This is a genomic window from Salinicola halophyticus, from assembly GCF_003206695.1.
GTDB lineage: Bacteria > Pseudomonadota > Gammaproteobacteria > Pseudomonadales > Halomonadaceae > Salinicola > Salinicola halophyticus.
Map to the genome: position 1 here is coordinate 136,152 of NZ_PZJN01000006.1, position 20,055 is coordinate 156,206.

Annotated in this window: 17 protein-coding genes; 16 read left to right on the plus strand and 1 reads right to left on the minus strand. The window is 62.4% G+C overall.

All coding sequences use genetic code 11. From position 1 onward, the window contains the following. Positions 1–20 precede the first annotated feature (20 nt). Entirely contained in the window at positions 21–812 is a 792-nt protein-coding gene (gene map / locus DOM58_RS08495; RefSeq protein WP_110692500.1) for a type I methionyl aminopeptidase, read from the minus strand. A gap of 379 nt (positions 813–1,191) precedes the next feature. On the opposite strand from map, the gene rpsB reads away from it, so the two are divergent. The 16 genes from rpsB (at position 1,192) to dnaE (ending at position 19,965) form a co-directional block, all read left to right on the plus strand. After that, positions 1,192–1,944, plus strand: coding sequence for a 30S ribosomal protein S2 (rpsB, locus tag DOM58_RS08500; RefSeq protein ID WP_110692501.1), 753 nt, complete (start codon positions 1,192–1,194; stop codon positions 1,942–1,944). Between the two features lie 184 nt (positions 1,945–2,128). Beyond that, positions 2,129–2,998, plus strand: coding sequence for a translation elongation factor Ts (gene tsf, locus DOM58_RS08505; RefSeq protein WP_075561079.1), 870 nt, complete (start codon positions 2,129–2,131; stop codon positions 2,996–2,998). A 187-nt stretch (positions 2,999–3,185) separates the two neighbouring features. Continuing rightward, complete coding sequence (gene pyrH / locus DOM58_RS08510; protein ID WP_075561080.1) at positions 3,186–3,959, plus strand: UMP kinase; 774 nt, start codon at positions 3,186–3,188, stop codon at positions 3,957–3,959. A gap of 10 nt (positions 3,960–3,969) precedes the next feature. After that, positions 3,970–4,527 carry a ribosome recycling factor gene (gene frr, locus DOM58_RS08515; protein ID WP_110692502.1) on the plus strand — a complete coding sequence of 186 codons (558 nt, stop codon included), beginning with the start codon at positions 3,970–3,972 and terminating at the stop codon, positions 4,525–4,527. 59 nt (positions 4,528–4,586) lie between these two features. Further along, entirely contained in the window at positions 4,587–5,348 is a 762-nt protein-coding gene (uppS, locus tag DOM58_RS08520) for a polyprenyl diphosphate synthase (RefSeq protein WP_075561082.1), read from the plus strand. After that, positions 5,341–6,141, plus strand: coding sequence for a phosphatidate cytidylyltransferase (locus tag DOM58_RS08525; RefSeq protein WP_110692503.1), 801 nt, complete (start codon positions 5,341–5,343; stop codon positions 6,139–6,141). The genes uppS and DOM58_RS08525 overlap by 8 nt, the downstream gene beginning before the upstream one ends. Before the next feature lie 7 nt (positions 6,142–6,148). Continuing rightward, on the plus strand, positions 6,149–7,348 hold the full coding sequence (ispC, locus tag DOM58_RS08530) for a 1-deoxy-D-xylulose-5-phosphate reductoisomerase (protein WP_110692504.1): 1,200 nt from the start codon (positions 6,149–6,151) through the stop codon (positions 7,346–7,348). Positions 7,349–7,362: 14 nt separating this feature from the next. Further along, positions 7,363–8,718 (plus strand): sigma E protease regulator RseP, encoded by a 1,356-nt coding sequence (rseP, locus tag DOM58_RS08535; protein WP_110692505.1) that lies wholly within the window; start codon positions 7,363–7,365, stop codon positions 8,716–8,718. 190 nt (positions 8,719–8,908) lie between these two features. Next, positions 8,909–11,248 (plus strand): outer membrane protein assembly factor BamA, encoded by a 2,340-nt coding sequence (gene bamA, locus DOM58_RS08540; protein ID WP_245392202.1) that lies wholly within the window; start codon positions 8,909–8,911, stop codon positions 11,246–11,248. Positions 11,249–11,338: 90 nt separating this feature from the next. Next, positions 11,339–11,842, plus strand: coding sequence for an OmpH/Skp family outer membrane protein (locus DOM58_RS08545; protein ID WP_075561086.1), 504 nt, complete (start codon positions 11,339–11,341; stop codon positions 11,840–11,842). 22 nt (positions 11,843–11,864) lie between these two features. Further along, positions 11,865–12,905 carry a UDP-3-O-(3-hydroxymyristoyl)glucosamine N-acyltransferase gene (gene lpxD, locus DOM58_RS08550; protein ID WP_110692506.1) on the plus strand — a complete coding sequence of 347 codons (1,041 nt, stop codon included), beginning with the start codon at positions 11,865–11,867 and terminating at the stop codon, positions 12,903–12,905. Between the two features lie 206 nt (positions 12,906–13,111). After that, positions 13,112–13,555 carry a 3-hydroxyacyl-ACP dehydratase FabZ gene (gene fabZ, locus DOM58_RS08555; RefSeq protein WP_075561088.1) on the plus strand — a complete coding sequence of 148 codons (444 nt, stop codon included), beginning with the start codon at positions 13,112–13,114 and terminating at the stop codon, positions 13,553–13,555. Further along, on the plus strand, positions 13,552–14,319 hold the full coding sequence (gene lpxA, locus DOM58_RS08560; RefSeq protein ID WP_110692507.1) for an acyl-ACP--UDP-N-acetylglucosamine O-acyltransferase: 768 nt from the start codon (positions 13,552–13,554) through the stop codon (positions 14,317–14,319). Before fabZ ends, lpxA begins: the two co-directional genes overlap by 4 nt. A gap of 116 nt (positions 14,320–14,435) precedes the next feature. Next, the gene (gene lpxB / locus DOM58_RS08565) at positions 14,436–15,602 is read left to right on the plus strand and encodes a lipid-A-disaccharide synthase (RefSeq protein ID WP_110692508.1); all 1,167 of its coding nucleotides are present in this window, start codon (positions 14,436–14,438) and stop codon (positions 15,600–15,602) included. A gap of 11 nt (positions 15,603–15,613) precedes the next feature. After that, on the plus strand, positions 15,614–16,237 hold the full coding sequence (rnhB, locus tag DOM58_RS08570; RefSeq protein ID WP_110692509.1) for a ribonuclease HII: 624 nt from the start codon (positions 15,614–15,616) through the stop codon (positions 16,235–16,237). A gap of 218 nt (positions 16,238–16,455) precedes the next feature. After that, positions 16,456–19,965, plus strand: a complete 3,510-nt coding sequence (gene dnaE, locus DOM58_RS08575; protein WP_075561092.1) for a DNA polymerase III subunit alpha — start codon at positions 16,456–16,458, stop codon at positions 19,963–19,965. The last annotated feature ends 90 nt before the right edge of the window (positions 19,966–20,055 follow it).

The following is a 20,055-nucleotide window of genomic DNA, read 5'->3' on the forward strand; positions in this document are numbered from 1 at the left end:
ACGAAGCGGTGGCGGGGCGATCAAGCCTTCAGAAAGCTGAAGTCTTCATCGGAACGGGCGGTCAGGACTTCCACCCCGGACGCGGTCACCAGCAGGGTGTGTTCCCACTGAGCCGACAGGCTCTTGTCCTTGGTGACCGCGGTCCAGCCATCCTTCAACACCTTGGTGCGATAGCCGCCGGCGTTGAGCATCGGCTCGATGGTCAGGCACATGCCTTCGGCGAGTTCGGCATCGGCCTCTTCCGCGTAACCGTCGTAGTGCAGCACCTGGGGTTCTTCGTGAAATCCGGCGCCGATGCCATGGCCGCAGAAATCCCGGACCACCGAATAGCCGGCTTTCTCGGCATGGTCCTGGATGACTCGGGCGATGGCCGACAGCTTGGCCCCCGGGCGAACCTCGGCGATACCTTTATACAGGCTCTCCCGAGTGACACGGCAAAGGCGCTCGCCCTGGATGGTATCGCCGATCACGAACATCATGCTGCTGTCGCCGTGGTAGCCGTCCGGCGTCTTCACGGTGATGTCGATATTCATGATGTCGCCGTTCTTGAGCTTCTTGTCGGCATCGGGGATGCCGTGGCAGACGACGTGATTGATCGAGGTGCAGATCGACTTCGGAAAGCCGTGGTAATCGAGGCAGGCGGAGACCGAGCCGAGCTCCTGAACGATGAAGTCGTCGCAGAGTCTGTCCAATTCTTCGGTGGAAACGCCGGCGCGCACATGGGGCGTGATCATTTCCAGTACCGCGGCGGCCTGACGGCCGGCTTCGCGCATCTTTTCGATCTCTTCAGGCGTCTTGCGTGGAATGTTCATGCGTTCTCGCAATGGGGGGCGATGGGGAAGATGAAGAGTCGCGAAACAGGGTGGACGTCCACCGGGATGCCGGGGTTAAGACGTCTGTCGGCTTCATCTTGCGTGCGTTCTATGGTATAAATCCGCGCGCTTGACTGCAATTGCCCGTCTATCAGTCCCGAAGACTGCCTGTCTGTCAGTCCTCGAGATGAGACGGTCAGGATGGCCTGCGACAGCATTCCATCGGCACGAGCGAGTAGCGACGACGGCATTCGAGTGAGTGCTGCGTCATAAAAAACACACACGCACCGGCACATGGTCCCGGGTGCCGCGTTGGCTTAGCCAAGCGGTCGGATCCATGGGGTGTGTGGAAGCCTAACCCGATTCTTCAGGAGTCATCATGGCACAAGTCAATATGCGTGACCTGCTCAAGGCAGGCGCACACTTCGGTCACCAGACCCGTTACTGGAACCCGAAGATGGGTCAGTACATCTTCGGCGCACGTAACAAGATCCACATCATCAACCTCGAGCACACGCTGCCGGCTCTGCTGGAAGCGACCAGTGTCGTCGAGAAGATGGCGTCTTCCAGCAACAAGATCCTGTTCGTCGGCACCAAGCGTTCCGCCAGCAAGATCATCAAGCAGGAAGCCAATCGTGTGGGTCAGCCGTTCGTCAACCATCGCTGGTTGGGCGGCATGTTGACCAACTTCAAGACCATTCGTCAGTCGATCAAGCGTCTGCGCGAACTCGAAAGCATGCGCGAAGATGGCACGTTCGAGAAGCTGACCAAGAAAGAAGTTCTGATGGCGACCCGCGAGCAGGACAAGCTCGAGCGCTCCATCGGCGGTATCAAGGACATGGGCGGCCTTCCGGACGCGCTGTTCGTGATCGACGTCGACCATGAGCGCATCGCGATCAACGAAGCCAACAAGCTGGGCATCCCGGTTATCGGTGTCGTCGATACCAACTCCAATCCGGATGGCGTCGATTACGTCATCCCGGGTAACGATGACTCCATTCGCGCCATCCAGATCTACGTTCAGGCCATCGCCGATGCCTGCGGCAAGGCGAAGGAAGGCAACCCCGACGAATTCGTCGAGGTGAGCGAGACTGACGAGACCAGCGAAACCAGCGACGCCGCCGCCCAGTAAACGAGTTGGAAAACGGCGTCGAGTCTGCGCTGGGCGTGCCCTTTAAGGGTGGCAATCGTCTGGCCGATATTGGCCAGATCAACAGCGCAGACTAAAAGGGGGCCCGAGAGCCCCCTTTTTACACCCGCGACGACGCACAGCTAGCGCCGTCGCTAGATGAAACCGCGATTCTCAGGGGTAGAACATGGCAGCTATCAGCGCTTCTCTAGTCAAGGAACTGCGCGAGCGTACCGGTCTCGGCATGATGGAGTGCAAGAAAGCACTGACCGAAGCCGATGGCGACATCGAGCGTGCGATCGAAGATCTGCGCAAGAACTCCGGCCTGAAGGCCGCCAAGAAGGCAGGCCGTATCGCCGCCGAAGGCGCGATCCTGACCCAGGTTGCCGAAGACGGCAGCTACGCCGCGATGCTGGAAGTCAACTCGGAAACTGACTTCGTGTCCCGCGACGACAACTTCCGGGGCTTTGCCAACAAGGTGCTGGCCAAGGTTTTCGAGACCAAGTCCGAAGACATTGCCGCGATCATGGATGGTGAGCTGGAAGACGCTCGCAACCAGCTGGTGCAGAAGATCGGTGAAAACATCTCCGTCCGTCGTGCGGTTGTCGTCGATGCGCCGGAAGGCGGTGTCGTCGGTGCCTACGTCCATGGTGATCGTATCGGCGTTCTGACCGTGCTCACGGGCGGCAACGCGGAAGTGGCCAAGGACATCTCCATGCACGTGGCCGCGATCAACCCGGTCGTCGCGCGTCCGGACGATATGCCGCAGTCACAGCTCGACAGCGAAAAGGCGATCATCCTGGCCCAGCCGGACATGGCGGGCAAGCCAGAGCAGATCGCCGAGAAGATGGTCCAGGGCCGTCTCAAGAAATACCTGGCGGAAAACAGCCTGACCGAGCAGCCGTTCGTCAAGGATCCGAACCAGACCGTTGCCGAGTATGCCAAGACAGCGGGCGGTGAAGTGGTCGGTTTCACACGCTTCGAAGTGGGTGAAGGTATCGAGAAGGAAGAAGTCGACTTCGCCAAGGAAGTGAGGGAACAGGCTCGCCGCAGCTAAGTCCGACAGGCTGCGTCTTGCAGGGCCAAGTTTCAAGCAGTGCCCGGAGCGGGGGCGTCAGGTATCATCGCCTGGCCTCGGCTCCATCACATGGCGTGCGCGAAAGCGCACGCCATTGCGTATCCGGTAGATGAGAAGCCATCTAGCCGATTGCCGAACCGACTCGCCATCTCCAGGAGAGAGTGACATGACCGACGTCATCGACCGAACCGCCAAGCCCAGTGAGCGTGGCGATAAATCCGAGCGCGGTGATAAATCCAAGTACAAGCGCATATTGCTGAAGCTGTCGGGCGAGGCGCTGACCGGCGAGCAGGAGTTCGGTATCGATCCCAAGGTGCTCGATCGCATGGCATTGGAAATCGGGCAGCTGGTGGGTATCGGTGTCCAGGTCGGTATCGTGGTCGGTGGTGGCAATCTGTTCCGCGGCGCTGCACTGCACGCGGCGGGCATGGATCGAGTCACCGGCGATCATATGGGCATGTTGGCCACGGTGATGAACGCGCTGGCGATGCGTGACGCTCTCGAGCGCTCCAACATCCGCTCGCGGGTGATGTCGGCGATTCCCATGAGCGGTGTCGTCGAGCATTATGACCGCCGTTCCGCGATTCGCTATCTGACGTCCGGGGACGTGGTCATCTTTTCGGCGGGTACGGGTAATCCGTTTTTCACCACCGACTCGGCGGCTTGCCTGCGCGGTATCGAGATCGATGCCAACGTGGTGGTCAAGGCCACCAAGGTCGACGGTGTCTACGACAAGGATCCGGTCAAGCATCCGGATGCCGTGAAATATGAGCAACTCAGCTACGATGACGTACTGGACCAGAAGCTGGGAGTGATGGATTTGACCGCCATCTGTCTGGTGCGTGACCATGATATGCCGGTTCGTGTCTTCGACATGACCAAACCTGGCGCCCTGTTGAATCTGGTGGTCGGTGGGCGAGAAGGCACGCTGATTGATTGAGGTTTAGGACATGATCGACGATATCAAGAAAGACGCTGGCGCGCGGATGCAGAAGAGTCTGGAAGCGCTCCAGAGCAATTTCCACAAGATCCGCACGGGGCGAGCACATCCGAGCATCCTCGACGCGGTGATGGTGGAGTACTACGGCAGTCACATGCCGATCAACCAGGTCGCCAACATCATCATCGAAGACGCCCGTACTCTGGCGGTGACGCCCTGGGAACGCTCGATGGTGGGCAAGGTCGAGAAGGCGATCATGACGGCGGATCTGGGGCTGAATCCGGCCACCGCCGGCACCGTGATTCGCGTGCCGATGCCGCCACTGACCGAGGAGACTCGCCGCCACTATATCAAGCAGGCGCGTGGCGAGGCCGAGAATGCGCGAGTGGCGATTCGCAACGTTCGGCGTGACGCCAATGGCGATCTCAAGACGCTGCTCAAGGATAAAGAGATCACCGAGGACGATCAGCGTCACGGCGAAGAGGAGATCCAGAAGTTGACCGACAAGCACGTCAGCGAAATCGATCGCCTTCTGGAAACCAAGGAACACGACCTGATGCAGGTATAAGGGTCGGGGCGCCCAGGTTCGTCCGCGGGCGCCACCAACCACCTGTCTTGCGAGCTATCATGACAGACATGCAGTCGCGTGACGCTCAGGCGCTGCCGTCGATTCCACGTCACGTGGCGATCATCATGGACGGCAATAACCGCTGGGCGCGCGCTCGGGGTCTCTCCAGCGCACAGGGGCATCGTGCTGGTGTGGAATCGCTGCGCGCGGTCATCCGGCGCGCGGCGGAGCGGCGTATCGAGACCCTTACGCTATTCGCCTTTTCCAGCGAAAACTGGCGCCGACCGTCGGCCGAGGTCAGTGCGCTGATGGAGCTTTTCATGCTGGTGCTTAAGCGTGAGGTCAGAAAGCTCCACGAAAACGGCATTCGACTCACCATCATCGGCGATCGTCAGCGCTTCTCGTCATCCTTGCGAAAGCATATGGAGCGTGCCGAAGCGCTGACGCGCGACAATTTCGGGATGCACCTCGTGGTGGCCGCCAACTACGGCGGTCGATGGGATATCGCCTCTGCAGCCCAGCGCCTGGCGCGCAAGGTCGCCGATGGCACGATGAGCGCCGAAGCGATCGACGAGGCGGCGCTGGATCGGGAGATATGTCTGAGCCAGGAACCGCCGATCGACCTCTGCATTCGTACCAGTGGGGAACAACGAATCTCAAATTTCCTGTTATGGCAGCTGGCCTACGCGGAGCTCGTCTTCGCCCCTGAGCTGTGGCCCGACTTCGATGGATCGAGGTTCGACGCGGCGCTGGAGACGTACCAGCAACGTCAGCGCCGATTCGGCATGAGCCAACAGCAAGCCGAGGTTCAAGGTGCTTAGACAGCGCATACTCACGGCGCTGGTTTTGGCGCCGCTGGCTCTGGCCGGCCTGTTCGGGCTCTCGGGCGGCAGCTTCGCCGCATTTACGGCATTGGTGCTGCTGCTCGGTGCCTGGGAGTGGGCTCGGCTGGCTGGCTTCGACGAACTCAAGCCTCGGCTGATCTATACCGTGGTGCTGGGGCTGGTACTGCTGATGGCCTGGTGGGCGGACTGGGTATCGGCGCAGTGGCCACTCTGGATTGCCGCTGCCGGCTGGCTGGCCAACGCCTGGTGGGTCTCGCGTTATCCCCAGGCGAGCGATCAGTGGCAGCCGCCGTGGCGTCGTCTCGCCATGGGTGGCTGGGTGCTGGTTCCTTGCTGGGTAGGGCTCTACCAGTTGCGCCAGGACGGCAGCGAGTGGTTGCTGTTCGTGCTGCTGCTGGTCTGGGTCGCCGACATCGGCGCGTACTTTTCCGGGCGCCGCTTCGGGCGTCGCAAGCTGGCGCCGCACGTCAGCCCCGGCAAGTCCTGGGAAGGGGTCTACGGCGGCTGGGTCGCGGTTGCCGTCCTGGTTTTCCTTTATGCGCTGTGGCTTTCGCTCGATCTTCATCAGACGCTGGCGCTGCTGGTCGTTGCGTTGGTCGTGGCTTTCGTCTCCGTCATCGGCGATCTGCTCGAAAGCATGCTCAAGCGCTTTCGCGGCCTGAAAGACTCCAGTCAGCTGCTGCCGGGGCACGGCGGCATTCTTGATCGTATCGATAGCCTGACCGCTGCCGTTCCGCTCTTCGCTCTGATTCGCCCCTGGCTGGGATAGCGCACCGATGCCTTCATCTTCTACCCGCAAGGTCACCCTGCTGGGGGCGACCGGTTCCATCGGTCGCAGCACCCTGGACGTGATCGCGCAGCAACCCGATGCCTATGAGCTTTATGCGGTCACGGCCCATCGCTCGCGCGAGGCGCTGCTCGATATCTGCCTGCGCTTTGCACCGACCCGGGCGGTGATCGGCACCGAGTCCGATGCCGAGTGGCTTCGAATGCAGTTGCGCGAGGGCGGGCGCGGCGATGTTGACGTCAGTCATGGCGAGGCGGGGCTGCTGGAGGTCTCGCGCGCCGCCGAGGTCGACACCGTGATGGCGGCGATCATCGGCGCGGCAGGGCTGCTGCCGACGCTGGCGGCAGTGGAGTCGGGCAAGCGCGTGCTGCTGGCCAACAAAGAGGCGCTGGTGATGTCCGGCGGACTGTTCATGGACGCCGTGTCCCGCCATGGCGCGACACTTTTGCCCATCGATTCGGAACATAATGCCATCTACCAGTGTCTTCCTATGCAGCATCGCGGCGGGCTGTCGCGACATGGGGTGTCGCGGCTGCTGCTGACCGCGTCGGGCGGGCCGTTCTGGAAATGGCCGTTGGCGGAGCTCGAAGCCGTCACGCCGGATCAGGCGTGCGCGCATCCCAATTGGTCGATGGGCCGCAAGATTTCGGTCGACAGCGCCACGATGATGAACAAGGGCCTCGAGCTGATCGAGGCGTGCTGGCTGTTCGATGCGACGCCTGCACAGATCGAGGTGGTGGTGCATCCGCAGAGCATCGTCCACTCGATGGTCGGCTATGCCGATGGATCGGTGCTGGCGCAGATGGGCAATCCCGACATGCGCACGCCGATCGCCTACGGGCTGTCCTGGCCGTCGAGGATCGAAGCTGGCGTCGAGCCGCTCGATCTGTTCGCGATTTCGCGGCTCGATTTCGAAGCGCCGGACGAATCACGGTTCCCGTGCCTGCGGCTCGCCCGTGAAGCCATGCAGGCGGGCGGCACTGCGCCAGCGACGCTCAATGCGGCAAACGAGATCGCGGTACAGGCGTTTCTCGACGAGAAGCTCTCTTTCCTCGATATCGCCCGGCTGGTGGACGCGACGCTGGCGGCGACCGAGGTGCGCGCGGCGGATTCGCTCGACGTGGTATTGTGCGAGGATGCTCGGGCGCGACAACTGGCCGAGCGCCTGTTGCATCAACGGTCTTTCTAGAGGGGGCAGGCGTGATGGATGCGATCCAGAACGTACTGGCGGTCATTGTCGTACTCGGCCTGCTGATCACGTTTCATGAGTTCGGGCACTTCTGGGTGGCGCGGCGCTGTGGCGTCAAGGTGCTGCGGTTCTCGGTCGGGTTCGGCAAACCGCTGTGGTCGCGATTCGATCGCCAGGGTACGGAGTATGTCATCGCCGCGATTCCCCTCGGCGGCTACGTCAAGATGCTCGACGAGCGGGAAGGGCCGGTCGCGCCGCAGGAGCTGGATCGCGCGTTCAATCGCAAGAGCGTCTGGGCCCGGATCGCGATCGTGGCAGCCGGGCCCATCGCCAATCTGCTGCTGGCGCTGGTCGCCTACTGGGCGCTGTTCGTTTACGGCTCGACCACGGTGGCACCGGTCATCGGTGACGTGGCGACGGACTCGCTCGCGGCCCAGGGCGGTTTGCGCAGTGGCCAGGAGATCGTCAGCATCGACGGCCGCGAGACGCCGTCGTGGAACGAGGTCAATCTGCAGCTGATCTCGAAGATCGGTGCCGATGGCGAGCTGCAGTTCACCACGCGAGACCCTTCGGGCGGCGCGACCCGGACACACGACGTATCGGTGCACCAGTGGCTGGTGCGCCAGGATCCGCCGCAGCCGATGTCCTCGCTGGGTATCACGCCATGGCGTCCCGAGGTGCCGGCGATACTAGGCCAGGTGCTCGAGGATGGCCCGGCGAGCCGGGCCGGGCTGGAGGCGGGGGACAGGATCGTCAGCGTCGACGGCAAGCCGGTCGGCGACTGGGTCGCCTTCGTCGATGTCGTGCGCAGCCATCCCGGTGCCGATCTCTCGCTTTCGGTCGAGCGGGACGGTGCGGCTCGCAGCGTGTCGCTCACGCCGGAATCGAGGAAGGCCGAAGACGGCGAGAGCATCGGCTACGTCGGCGCAGCGTCGCAGACGGTCGAATGGCCGGAGTCCTATCGCCGCGAGATCCGCTACGGACCGGTCGCGGCGATCGGTCAGGCGCTGAGCAAGACCGGTGAAATGACCTGGCTGACCGCCGACTCGATTCGCAAGATGATCGTTGGCTGGATATCGCCCTCGAATCTGTCGGGGCCGATCACTATCGCTCGCATTGCCGGTGACTCGGCGCGTAGCGGGGTCGAGACCTTCGTCGGATTTCTGGCCTATTTGTCGATCAGTCTCGGCGTGCTCAACCTGCTGCCGATCCCGGTGCTCGACGGTGGCCACCTGGTCTATTATCTGATCGAGCTGATTCGGGGTAAGCCGGTGTCGGAAACGGCGCAAGCCATGGGGCTGCGCGTCGGGGTCGCCCTGGTGGGGTGCCTGATGGTGATGGCGCTCTACTTTGATTTGATGCGGCTGTAGTTATTGGGATGACGTGAGTGACAGCAGTGTAATGCGACGTTGGCGCAGCGGTTCGTCAGCGGTCGCCGCCGCAGTGGTGGCGCATGGAAAGACCCCGGGCATGGCGAGCAATGCGCTTGTCAGTCGTAGGGAGAAATGTATAAGGTGCCTGTTCGATACGCGGGCAGACCCCACAGAAGCGACTGATTGAATGAAACTCAAGACCATCGGATTGGCAGGACTACTGCTGGCCAGCTCTCCCGTTGCGCTGGCAGCACCTTTTGAGATTTCGGATATTCGTGTAGAGGGGCTGCAGCGCGTCTCGGCCGCATCCGTTTTCAACGCTTTCCCCGTCAGTGCCGACCAGTCGGTAGACGATCAGCAATTGGGCCAGGCGGCTCAGAAACTGTTCGATACCGGATTGTTCGATGACATTCGGCTCTCCCGTGACGGTGACGTGCTGATCGTCAACGTGGTCGAGCGGCCGTCCATCGCCGAGATCAACATCGACGGCAACTCCCAGATTTCCGATGACGATCTGCGCAAGGGTCTGACCGATGCCGGCCTCGCCGAGGGGCAGGTTCTGCAGCGCTCGACGCTCGAAGAGATGCAGCGCGAGCTGGAGCGTCTCTATCAGTCCCAGGGGCGTTACAGCTCGAACATCAAGACCTCCGTCGAGCAGCTCGAGCGCAACCGTGTCCGCGTCAATATCAATATCAACGAAGGTGAAGTCGCCAAGATTCGCCAGATCAACGTCGTCGGCAACGAGGCCTACGACGATGGCACCCTGAGCGACCTGTTCCAGCTCGAGGACAAGCCCGGCTGGTTCTTCGGCTGGTTCTCCGACGACGAATACTCCCGCGAGGCGCTTTCCGGCGATCTGGAAACGCTGCGCTCCTGGTATCTCGACCGGGGCTACGTCAACTTCGCCATCACCTCGACCCAGGTGTCGATCAGCCCGGACAAGTCACGAATCTTCGTCACCATCAACGTCGACGAGGGCAAGCGTTACAAGCTCGACAAGATCAACTTCGATGGCGATCTGAAAATCGACGAGTCGACCGCACGCTCGTTGGTGACCGCCAAGCCGGGTGAGTATTTCTCCCAGAGCAAGCTGACCGAATCCTCGGAAGCGTTGCGCCAGAAACTGGGTGCAGAGGGTTTTGCCTTCGCCGACATCAAGGCGGTGCCTACCGTCGATGACGCGGGCGATACCGTCGATATCACTTTCCGCGTCGATCCGGGTCGTCGCGCCTACGTGCGCCGGATCAACTTCGAAGGCAATACCACGACCCAGGATGAAGTGCTGCGCCGCGAAATGGTGCAGATGGAGGGCGCGCCGGCCTCTACCGACCAGATCTCCCAGTCGCGGCAGCGGCTCGAACGTCTCGGCTTCTTCAAGCAGGTCGATGTCGACACCCGCCCGGTCGCCGGTGAGCCCGACCAACTGGACGTGACCTACAACGTTCAGGAGCAGCCGTCGGGTTCGATCTCGGCCAGCGTCGGTTTCTCGCAGACCGCTGGTGTGATCTACGGGGCGGCGCTGTCCCAGAGCAACTTCCTGGGCACGGGCAACCGCGTCAATATCGGCGCGCAGCGAAGCGATACGTTCACCAATATCAACTTCGGCTTCACCGACCCGTACTGGACGCTCGACGGCATCTCGCGTGGCTACAACGTCTTCTATCGCGAGACCGATTACGAAGACTCCGATATCTCGACCTACTCGACCGATTCCTACGGCGGCAACATCAACTTCGGTTATCCGATCAACGATCTGTCACGGCTGAACTTCGGTGTCGGGCTCGAGAATCTGTCGCTCGATACCTACGACGACACGCCTTCCGAAATCGTCAAGTACACCGACGACCAGGGCGAAGACTTCTTCAACTACAAGCTGACGGCGAGCTGGACCCGCAACAACCTGAATCGCGGAATCATGCCGACGTCCGGTAGCTACCAGCGGGTCTCGCTGGAAGCGGCGCTGCCGGGGTCGGACGCGGAGTACTACAAGCTGCGCTACCGCGGTCAGAAGCTGTTCGAGCTCAACCCGGACTGGTCGCTCAAGTTCGGCAGCAATCTCGGCTATGCCGATACCCTGGGGTCCAACGATCCTTATCCGTTCTACGAGAACTTCTACTCCGGCGGTCTGGGCTCGGTGCGCGGCTACACCGGTAACACGCTGGGGCCGAAGACCACCAAGCGCGGCGATGGCGACGACGATACCCTGGGTGGCAACATCCTGGTCGAAGGATCCGCGGAGCTGATCTATCCGTTCCCGTGGATCGAGGATCGCCGTTCGCTGCAGACCAGCATTTTCCTCGACGGGGGTAATACCTTCCTCTCCGACTGCTACGAAGTGGTGCCCGGGGATGGCCCGTCCAGCTGTAACAGCGGTGTCAGTCTCGACGACCTGCGCTACAGCGTGGGCCTGGGGCTCTCCTGGCTGACGCCGGTGGGGCCGCTGACCTTCAGCGTGGCCAAGCCGTTGAACGAGGAAGATGGCGACGATCCCCAGGTGTTCCAGTTCTCGCTGGGACAGACCTTCTAGCATCAATGAATCACGGCACCTCGACGGTGCCGTGAGTTCGATCAGACGATTTCCAGACAGTCATTCAGATTCATTCCAAGGAGATGTCGCATGCGCAAGATCGCAGGAGTTCTCGGACTCGGTTTGTTGACCATGGTCTCCGTGCCAGCCATGGCCACGGAAGTGGGCGTGCTCGACTGGCGTGAAGCCTTGATGTCATCCGATTCCGCTCAGGCGTCGATGAATCAGCTGAAGAATCGTATCGGTGCGCAGCAGCAGCAGGCGCAATCGCTGAGCCAGGAGCTGCAGAAGCTTCAACAGCGGCTGCAGAAGGACGGCGACGTGATGTCCGAATCCGAGCGCAATTCGGTAACGCAGCAGTTGCGCGAAAAGGGCGGCAAGTTCCAGGAGCTGCGGGGCCAGATATCCCAGGCGCAGAAGCAGGCCGAACAGCAGTATCTGAAAGGCGCCAAGCCCCAGCTCGATCAGGCGATTCAACGCGTCGTCGACGAGCATGACCTGGACATGGTGATCGACCGTGATGCCGTGGTCTATTCCGGCGATGGCCTCGATATCACCGATGAAGTGACGAAGATATTCAACTCGCTCAAATAATGGTTCAACCCGGCGCCCGTTCATGAACAGAGATGCTGCTACCTCCTACACGCTCGGCGAGCTTGCCGAGCGTCTAGATGCGCGCGTGGTCGGTGACGCCAATGTGCGTGTCAGCGGGCTGTCTACGCTGACCGACGCCGGTTCGACGGACCTGGCGTTTCTCGCCAACCGGGCTTACCTCAAGTATCTGGCAGAAACGCACGCGGGCGCCGTACTGGTCCACCCCGCGCACGGCGAGAGCTGCCCCTGTCCGCGGCTGGAACTGGACAATCCTTACCTGGGTTACGCCAAGCTGTCGCGGCTGTTCGATCCGCTGGTCAATCAGCCCTCTCGCGGAGTGCACTCGACGGCGTCGATATCGCCGACAGCAACCCTCGGTGAGCGAGTCGAGATCGGCGCCTACTGTGTCATCGAAGACGGCGCCGAGATTGCCGACGACTGCGTCGTTGGCGCCGGCTCCTTCATCGGTGCCGATACTCGCATCGGCACGGGCTCCCGACTGCATGCCAACGTCACGCTCTATCATGGCGTGTTGGTCGGCGAGCGTGCCATTCTCCACAGTGGCTGCGTCATCGGCGGCGACGGCTTCGGCTTCGCCCATGATGGCAAGCAGTGGGAGAAGATCGCGCAGCTGGGGGGTGTCATTCTGGGCGACGATGTCGAAGTTGGCAGCTGCTCCAGCATCGACCGTGGCGCCCTGGGCGATACGTTGATCGGCAATGGCGTCAAGATCGATTCTCAGGTTCAGATTGCCCATAACGTGCAGATCGGTGATCACAGTGCGTTGGCGGGTTGCGTGGGTATCGCGGGGTCCACCAAGGTCGGCCGCCACTGCCTGCTGGGCGGCGGCGTCGGGCTTTCCGGACATCTGACCCTGACCGACGGCGTGCAGGTTACCGGCATGAGCCTGGTCACGAACTCGATTCTCGAACCCGGTATTTATTCCTCGGGGACTGGCTCGATGTCGAATAGTCAGTGGCGAAGAAACGCCGTGCGCTTCAAGCAACTCGACGAGATCGCCAAGCGTCTGACGCGTCTCGAACGCGATATTCGCGACACTTGACGGCCCTGGACGCCGTTCCCGGGCAATCTCGGTCGTGTGTCCGCAAGGCTGGCAGTCGTCAGGTGCGCCTGTATAATGCCCGCCCACACGGGTAACCCGCTTTTTCTGCCCGGTGCCTGCCCTCGGTCAGAGTCCTGCCCTTGGTCACAGTCCTGTTTTTGGCCGAGGCCCAGGGCAGGCATTTCGTTATTCTAGAGGTCGTATTGATGATAATGGACATCAACCAGGTTCGTGAGTATCTACCCCATCGTTATCCGTTTTTACTGGTAGATCGCGTGATGGAAATCACGCAGGGCGAGTCGATCGTTGCACTCAAGAACGTCAGCATCAATGAGCCTTTTTTCGATGGACACTTTCCGCACCATCCGATCATGCCCGGTGTGCTGATCATCGAAGCCCTGGCCCAGGCCTGCGGTATTTTAGGCTTCAAGACCGTCAACAAGATGCCCGCCGATGGCTACGTCTACTATCTCGTCGGCAGTGATAACGTGCGTTTCAAGCGTCCGGTCATGCCGGGCGATCAGCTGCGACTCGAAGCCAATGTCATCAAGGGCAAGCGGGGCATCTGGAAGTTTGCCTGCCGTGCCACGGTCGGCGGTGAGCTCGCCTGCGAAGCCGAAATCATCTGTGCCGAGAGGAAAATCGCTTGATTCATCCCTCCGCCATCGTCGATCCCACCGCCCGTCTGGCCGATGACGTCGAAGTCGGTCCCTTCTGCGTGATCGGCCCCGACGTCGAGATCGACACCGGCTGCGTGATCGGGCCGCACGTGGTGATCAAGGGTCCGACGCGTCTCGGCAAGCGTAACCGGATCTTCCAGTTCGCGTCGGTCGGCGAAGACTGCCAGGACAAGAAGTACGCCGGAGAGTCGACCCGGCTCGAAATGGGCGACGACAATGTCGTGCGCGAAAGCGTGACGATCCACCGCGGCACGATTCAGGATCGCGGCGTCACCACGATCGGACACCGTAATCTGTTCATGGCCTATTCTCACGTCGGCCACGACTGTCTGATCGGCAACGACTGCATTCTCGCCAACCAGGCCACCCTGGCCGGTCACGTGACGCTGGGTGATTTCGCGATCATGGGCGGGCTTTCGGCCATTCATCAGTTCGCCCACATGGGGGAACATTCCATGGCGGGCGGCGGTTCGATCATCTCGAAGGACATTCCCGCTTTCATCATGATCAACGGCAACCCGGCCGCTGCCCATGGCCTGAATTCGACCGGGCTGAGGCGCCGGGGCTTCTCGGAGGAAGCCGTGCGTGCGCTGAGCGAGAGCTATCGACTGGTCTATCGCAAGGGGCTGACGCTCGAGCAGGCCATCAACGAAATCGAGAGTCGCTTCTCGCTCGACGAAACACGTCGCTTCGTTGACTCGCTGAGATCCTCCAAGCGCGGTATCACGCGCTAGACCTCATCTGGCCGGGCCTGGCTATTATTGGCTACTAACGACTACTAGTCAGGCCTTGTCTGCGAGGTTTCGGGCCGCCGGTTATCCAATCTGACCTTTTTCACAGGAGCCGGCGTATGCGCGTCTATCTGGTGGCGGGCGAGCTCTCCGGGGACATCCTCGGTGCCGGTTTGATGCAGGCACTGAAACGGCGCCACCCGCGGATCGAGTTTCGAGGCATCGGCGGACCGCGCATGCAGGCGCAGGGGCTCGAGTCGCTCTACCCGTTGGAGACCCTGTCGGTCATGGGGTTGGTCGAGGTGCTGAAGCATCTCCCGGGACTGATCAAGATTCGCCGTCATCTCAAGCGTGACGCGCTGGCCTGGCGGCCCGATATCATGGTGGGCATCGACGCGCCGGACTTCAATCTTGGCCTCGAGCGTCAACTGCACGGTCACGGCATTCGCACCGCGCACTATGTCAGCCCGTCGGTCTGGGCCTGGCGGCAGGGCAGGGTCAAGACGATCGCCAAGGCGGTCGACGGGATGCTGACCTTCCTGCCGTTCGAAGCCGATTTCTATGCCGAGCACCGGGTGCCGGTCGCCTACGTCGGCCATCCGCTGGCCGACGAGATGCCGCTGGTCAACGATCGAGCGGCGGCCCGCGACGCGCTCGGACTTGCCCCAGAGGTGCCGACGTTGGCCGTGCTGCCGGGTTCGCGCAGCAACGAAATTCGGTTTCAGGGGGAGATGTTCCTGCGCGCGGCATCCGCGCTGCGCCAGCGTCTCGGCGCGCTGCAGGTGGCGATCCCGGCGGCATCGCCGGAACGGCACCGCGAGCTCGAGGCGTTGCTCGAACAGTTTCCGGATCTCGCTGCCGAGACGCTGATCGTCGAGGGGCGCTCGCGTGAGGTGATGACCGCCGCCGATGCGGTGCTGCTGACCTCCGGCACCGCCGCCCTGGAGACCATGCTCTGCCATCGGCCGATGGTGGTCGCCTACCGCATGTCGCCGGCGACCTACTGGCTGGCGCAGCGGCTGGTCAAGACGCGCTGGATCTCGCTGCCCAATCTGATCGCCCAGGAGACCCTGGTGCCGGAGTTGATTCAGGAGGCAGCGACTCCCGAGTCGCTGGTCGAGACACTGCTGCCCTGGTTCGAGGACGAATCTCGACGCCTGGACCTGGAGCGTCGTTTCGCGGGCCTGCACGCCGAGCTGCAGCGCGGCGCCAGCGAGCGGGCCGCGACAGCCGTTACCTCGCTGGCCGAGCACGGGACGCTGGACGTCCAACCCGAAAGCGTTTGACGAGGGAAGCCATGCCATCGAAGTCTTCGACAACCGTCTGGCCGGAGATCATCATCGAGTACGATGGACACCTGATCGCCGGTGTCGACGAGGTCGGTCGAGGGCCGCTGGTGGGATCGGTGGTAGCCGCCGCCGTGATCCTGGACCCGGCCCGCCCGATCGAGGGTCTGACCGACTCCAAATGTCTGAGTGCCGCTCGCCGCGAGGCTTTCGATCTGCAGATCCGCGAGCGCTCGCTGGCGTTCGCGATTGGCGAGGCGTCTCCGCAGGAGATCGATTCGCTCAACATCTATCACGCCACGCACCTGGCGATGCGGCGGGCGATCGACGCGCTGCCGATCCCGGCCGAATATCTGCTGATCGATGGCAATCGGTTGCCCGGCCATGGCTGTCCGGGGCAGGCCGTGATCAAGGGCGATCTGCGCCATCCGGCGATCAGTGCGGCGTCGATCGTGGCCAAGGTAGCCCGCGACGCGCAGATGATGGCGCTGGATGCGCGTCATCCGGATTATGGTTTCTGCCGCCACAAGGGCTACTCGACGCCGGAGCATCTCGATGCGCTGGCGCGGCTCGGCCCGCTGACGGAACATCGCTGCTCCTTCGCGCCGGTTCGCGAATGGCTGATGCCGGTGTAGCCGGCGGGCCTGTTAGAATCGAGCTGAGCGATTCGGCCGGTCGGCTCGCGCCGGCCGGTTCTGGCGGTCAGTCGCCCATTGTGGCCGGTGGGACGTTTAGGCATGCTGATCGTCTCGCATCGCCGGACGCTGTCGTCGTCTGTCATCCGGTGCCCGCCAGCACGCCGGAATCCTGTACCCAACGTCTGAATTCATTCGCCGCCTGACTCGAGTTCGTCATGACAACACCTTTCGTTCACCTTCGTGTCCACAGCGAATACTCCCTGGTCGATGGCCTGGTCCGCCTCAAGCCGCTGATCAAGGCCACGGCCGAGACCGGCATGCCGGCGGTGGCCGTGACCGACGACACCAACCTGTTCGGCCTGGTCAAGGTCTACAAGGCCGCCCAGGGCGCCGGGCTCAAGCCGATCATCGGTGCCGACCTGTGGCTGCACAACGCCCACGACGAGAGCCATCCCTATCGGCTGACCCTGCTGGCGATGAACGATACCGGCTACCGCAATCTGACCGAGCTGATCTCGCGCGCCTGGACCGAGGGCCAGCGCCAGAACATGGCGATCCTCGACAAGTCCTGGGTGTTCGAGCAGAGCGAAGGGCTGATTGCCCTTTCCGGCGCCCGCGAAGGCGAGATCGGACGCTTTCTGATCGCCGAGCATATCGACACCGCGCGCCAGCTGCTGGAGGAGTGGTGCCGGCACTTTCCCGGCCGTTTCTACCTGGAGCTGCAGCGCACCGGTCGCCAGTACGACGAGGAGTGCGTGCACCATTCGGTCAGGCTGGCAGGCGAGAGCGGTACGCCGGTGGTGGCGACCAACGACGTGCGCTTTCTCCAGCGTGAGGACTACTGGGCCCACGAGACGCGCGTCTCGATCGGCGAGGGCAAGGCGCTGGAAGATCCTCGGCGCGAACGACGCTACAGCGAAGAGCAGTATCTCAAGACCCCGGAAGAGATGGCCGAGCTTTTCGCCGACGTGCCCGAGGCGCTGGAAAACAGCGTCATGATCGCGGCGCGCTGCAGCGCCAGCGTGCGCCTGGGCGAGATATTCCTGCCCGAATATCCGATCCCCGAGGGGCTGACCCAGGACGAATTCTTCCGCAAGATTTCCCATGACGGCCTCACCGACCGCCTGAACACGTTGTTCGCGGGCGACACGCCGATCTATCCGGGCCGGTCGCTGGCCGAGCACGAGCCCGCCTACCGCGAGCGGCTCGACTTCGAGCTCGATATCATCCTCAAGATGGGGTTCCCCGGTTACTTCCTGATCGTGATGGACTTCATCCAGTGGGCCAAGGACAACGACATCCCGGTGGGGCCGGGACGCGGCTCCGGGGCGGGCTCGCTGGTCGCCTACGTGCTCAAGATCACCGATCTCGACCCGCTGGAATACGATCTGCTGTTCGAACGCTTCCTCAACCCCGAGCGGGTATCGATGCCCGACTTCGACGTCGATTTCTGCATGGAGAAACGCGATCGGGTCATCGACTACGTGGCCAATCGCTACGGCCGTGATGCGGTCTCGCAGATCGTCACCTTCGGTACCATGGCCGCCAAGGCGGTGGTGCGTGACGTGGCGCGTGCCCAGGGCAAGCCCTACTCGATGGGCGACAAGCTCTCCAAGTTGATCCCGTTCGAGGTCGGCATGACCCTGGCCAAGGCGATCGAACAGGAGCCGCAGCTCAAGGAGTATCTCGAGTACGACGAGGAAGCCGCCGAAATCTGGGAGATGGCACTCAAGCTCGAGGGGATCACGCGCGGCACCGGCAAGCACGCCGGCGGCGTGGTGATCGCGCCGACCAAGCTGACCGACTTCTCGCCGCTGCTGTGCGACCCGGATGGCTCCGGCCTGATGGTGCAGTTCGACAAGAACGACGTCGAGGACGCCGGGCTGGTCAAGTTCGACTTTCTCGGCCTGCGTACGCTGACGATCATCGACTGGGCGCTGGAAATGGTCGATGTAGTGCGCGCCCGCGACGATGTGGGTCCGCTCGATATCAGCACCATCCCGCTGGACGACAAGCCGACCTTCGACATGCTCAAGAAGGCCGAGACCACCGCGGTCTTCCAGCTCGAATCCCGCGGCATGAAAGAGCTGATCAAACGTCTGCAGCCGGATTCGCTGGAGGACATGATCGCGCTGGTGGCGCTGTTCCGTCCCGGTCCGCTGCAGTCGGGCATGGTGGACGACTTCATCAACCGCAAGCATGGCCGCGCCGAGCTCGCCTATCCCAGCGCCGATTATCAGCACGAACTGCTCAAGCCGGTGCTGGAGCCGACCTACGGCATCATCCTGTATCAGGAACAGGTGATGCAGATCGCCCAGGTGCTGGCCGGCTACACGCTCGGCCAGGCCGACATGCTGCGCCGCGCCATGGGCAAGAAGAAGCCGGAGGAGATGGCCAAGCAGCGCCAGGGCTTCATGGACGGCTGTGCCGACAACGGCATCGACAAGAATCTGGCCGGCAACCTGTTCGACCTGGTGGAAAAGTTCGCCGGTTACGGCTTCAACAAGTCGCACTCGGCGGCCTATGGCCTGGTGTCGTACCAGACCGCCTGGCTCAAGGCGCATTATCCCGGCCCGTTCATGGCCGCGGTGCTCTCCACCGAGATGGACAACCTCGACAAGGTCGTGCCGCTGATCGAGGAGTGCCGGCATCTCGGGCTGACGGTGACGCCGCCGAACGTCAATGTCGGTGCCTACAAATTCACCGTCGACGAGAGCGGTCAGGTCGTTTACGGGCTCGGCGCGATTCGCGGCGTCGGCGAGGGGCCGATCGGCGCTATCGTCGAAGCGCGCGAGGCGGGCGGCGAGTTCACGGACCTGTTCGACTTCTGTCGTCGCATCGACGGCAAGCGCATGAACAAGCGCACCCTCGAAGCGCTGATTCGCTCTGGCGCGGTGGATACGCTGGGCCCGTCGCGTGCGGTGCTGGCGGCTTCTCTGGAGGCCGCGATCAAGGCCGCATCGCAGAACCAGACCAACCAGAACCTGGGCATGATCGACATGTTTGGCGAGGCTTTCGCCGAGCCCGTCGACGATGGCGACATCTACGCTGACTATCGCCATGCCCGCGACTGGAGCGACAAGGAGCGTCTGGCCGGGGAGAAGGATACCCTTGGCCTCTATCTCACCGGCCACCCGATCGACGAGTACGAACACGAGCTGAAGCGCTTCGTGGCGACCCGGATCGTCGATCTCAAGCCCTCCCGCGAGCCGCAGCGCGTGGCCGGGCTGGTGGTGGCAATGCGCACCATGAAATCGAAGCGTGGCGATACCATGGCTTTCCTCACGCTGGATGACCGCACCGGGCGGATCGAGGCCTCGCTGTTCGGCGAGATGTACGATCAGGTCCGCGGGCAGCTGACGGCCGAGCAGGTGCTGATCGTTGAGGGGGAAGTGTCCAGCGACGACTACTCCGGTGGCCTGCGTCTTCGCAGCAAGGACATCACGCTGATGGCCGACGCCCGTGCCCGCTTCGGTGAAGCGGTCGAGCTCTGCGTCGACGGTGCTCAGCTCAACGGCCGGTTCTCTCGATCCCTGCACGATAGCCTCTCGCCATGGTTGAGCGACTCCGGTCTGCCGGTGCGGGTGCGCTACCGTAATGCCGAGGCCAGCGGCTGTTTCGAGCTGGCGCCGAACTGGAAGGTCTCCCCCAGCGATGAACTGATGACCGCGCTTCGCGGCGTCGAAGGTTACGAAAAAGTCGCGCTTCGCTATCGGGGTGGCTAACGTGTGGCGGTAGGGTGCCTCCTTGCGAACACGCATGAAGGTGCGATAATAGTTCGTTTCGCGGCACGCCAGTCGCCCGTGTTTCAGAAA

Bases quoted from the DNA above. Each gene is read 5' to 3' on its own strand.
- lpxD (WP_110692506.1), top strand. From the start codon at position 11,865: ATGAACAGAGATGCTGCTACCTCCTACACGCTCGGCGAGCTTGCCGAG.
- frr (WP_110692502.1), top strand. From the start codon at position 3,970: ATGATCGACGATATCAAGAAAGACGCTGGCGCGCGGATGCAGAAGAGT.
- bamA (WP_245392202.1), top strand. From the start codon at position 8,909: ATGAAACTCAAGACCATCGGATTGGCAGGACTACTGCTGGCCAGCTCT.
- rseP (WP_110692505.1), top strand. From the start codon at position 7,363: ATGGATGCGATCCAGAACGTACTGGCGGTCATTGTCGTACTCGGCCTG.
- uppS (WP_075561082.1), top strand. From the start codon at position 4,587: ATGACAGACATGCAGTCGCGTGACGCTCAGGCGCTGCCGTCGATTCCA.
- tsf (WP_075561079.1), top strand. From the start codon at position 2,129: ATGGCAGCTATCAGCGCTTCTCTAGTCAAGGAACTGCGCGAGCGTACC.
- DOM58_RS08545 (WP_075561086.1), top strand. From the start codon at position 11,339: ATGCGCAAGATCGCAGGAGTTCTCGGACTCGGTTTGTTGACCATGGTC.
- rpsB (WP_110692501.1), top strand. From the start codon at position 1,192: ATGGCACAAGTCAATATGCGTGACCTGCTCAAGGCAGGCGCACACTTC.
- ispC (WP_110692504.1), top strand. From the start codon at position 6,149: ATGCCTTCATCTTCTACCCGCAAGGTCACCCTGCTGGGGGCGACCGGT.
- fabZ (WP_075561088.1), top strand. From the start codon at position 13,112: ATGATAATGGACATCAACCAGGTTCGTGAGTATCTACCCCATCGTTAT.
- dnaE (WP_075561092.1), top strand. From the start codon at position 16,456: ATGACAACACCTTTCGTTCACCTTCGTGTCCACAGCGAATACTCCCTG.
- rnhB (WP_110692509.1), top strand. From the start codon at position 15,614: ATGCCATCGAAGTCTTCGACAACCGTCTGGCCGGAGATCATCATCGAG.
- pyrH (WP_075561080.1), top strand. From the start codon at position 3,186: ATGACCGACGTCATCGACCGAACCGCCAAGCCCAGTGAGCGTGGCGAT.
- map (WP_110692500.1), bottom strand. From the start codon at position 812: ATGAACATTCCACGCAAGACGCCTGAAGAGATCGAAAAGATGCGCGAA.
- lpxB (WP_110692508.1), top strand. From the start codon at position 14,436: ATGCGCGTCTATCTGGTGGCGGGCGAGCTCTCCGGGGACATCCTCGGT.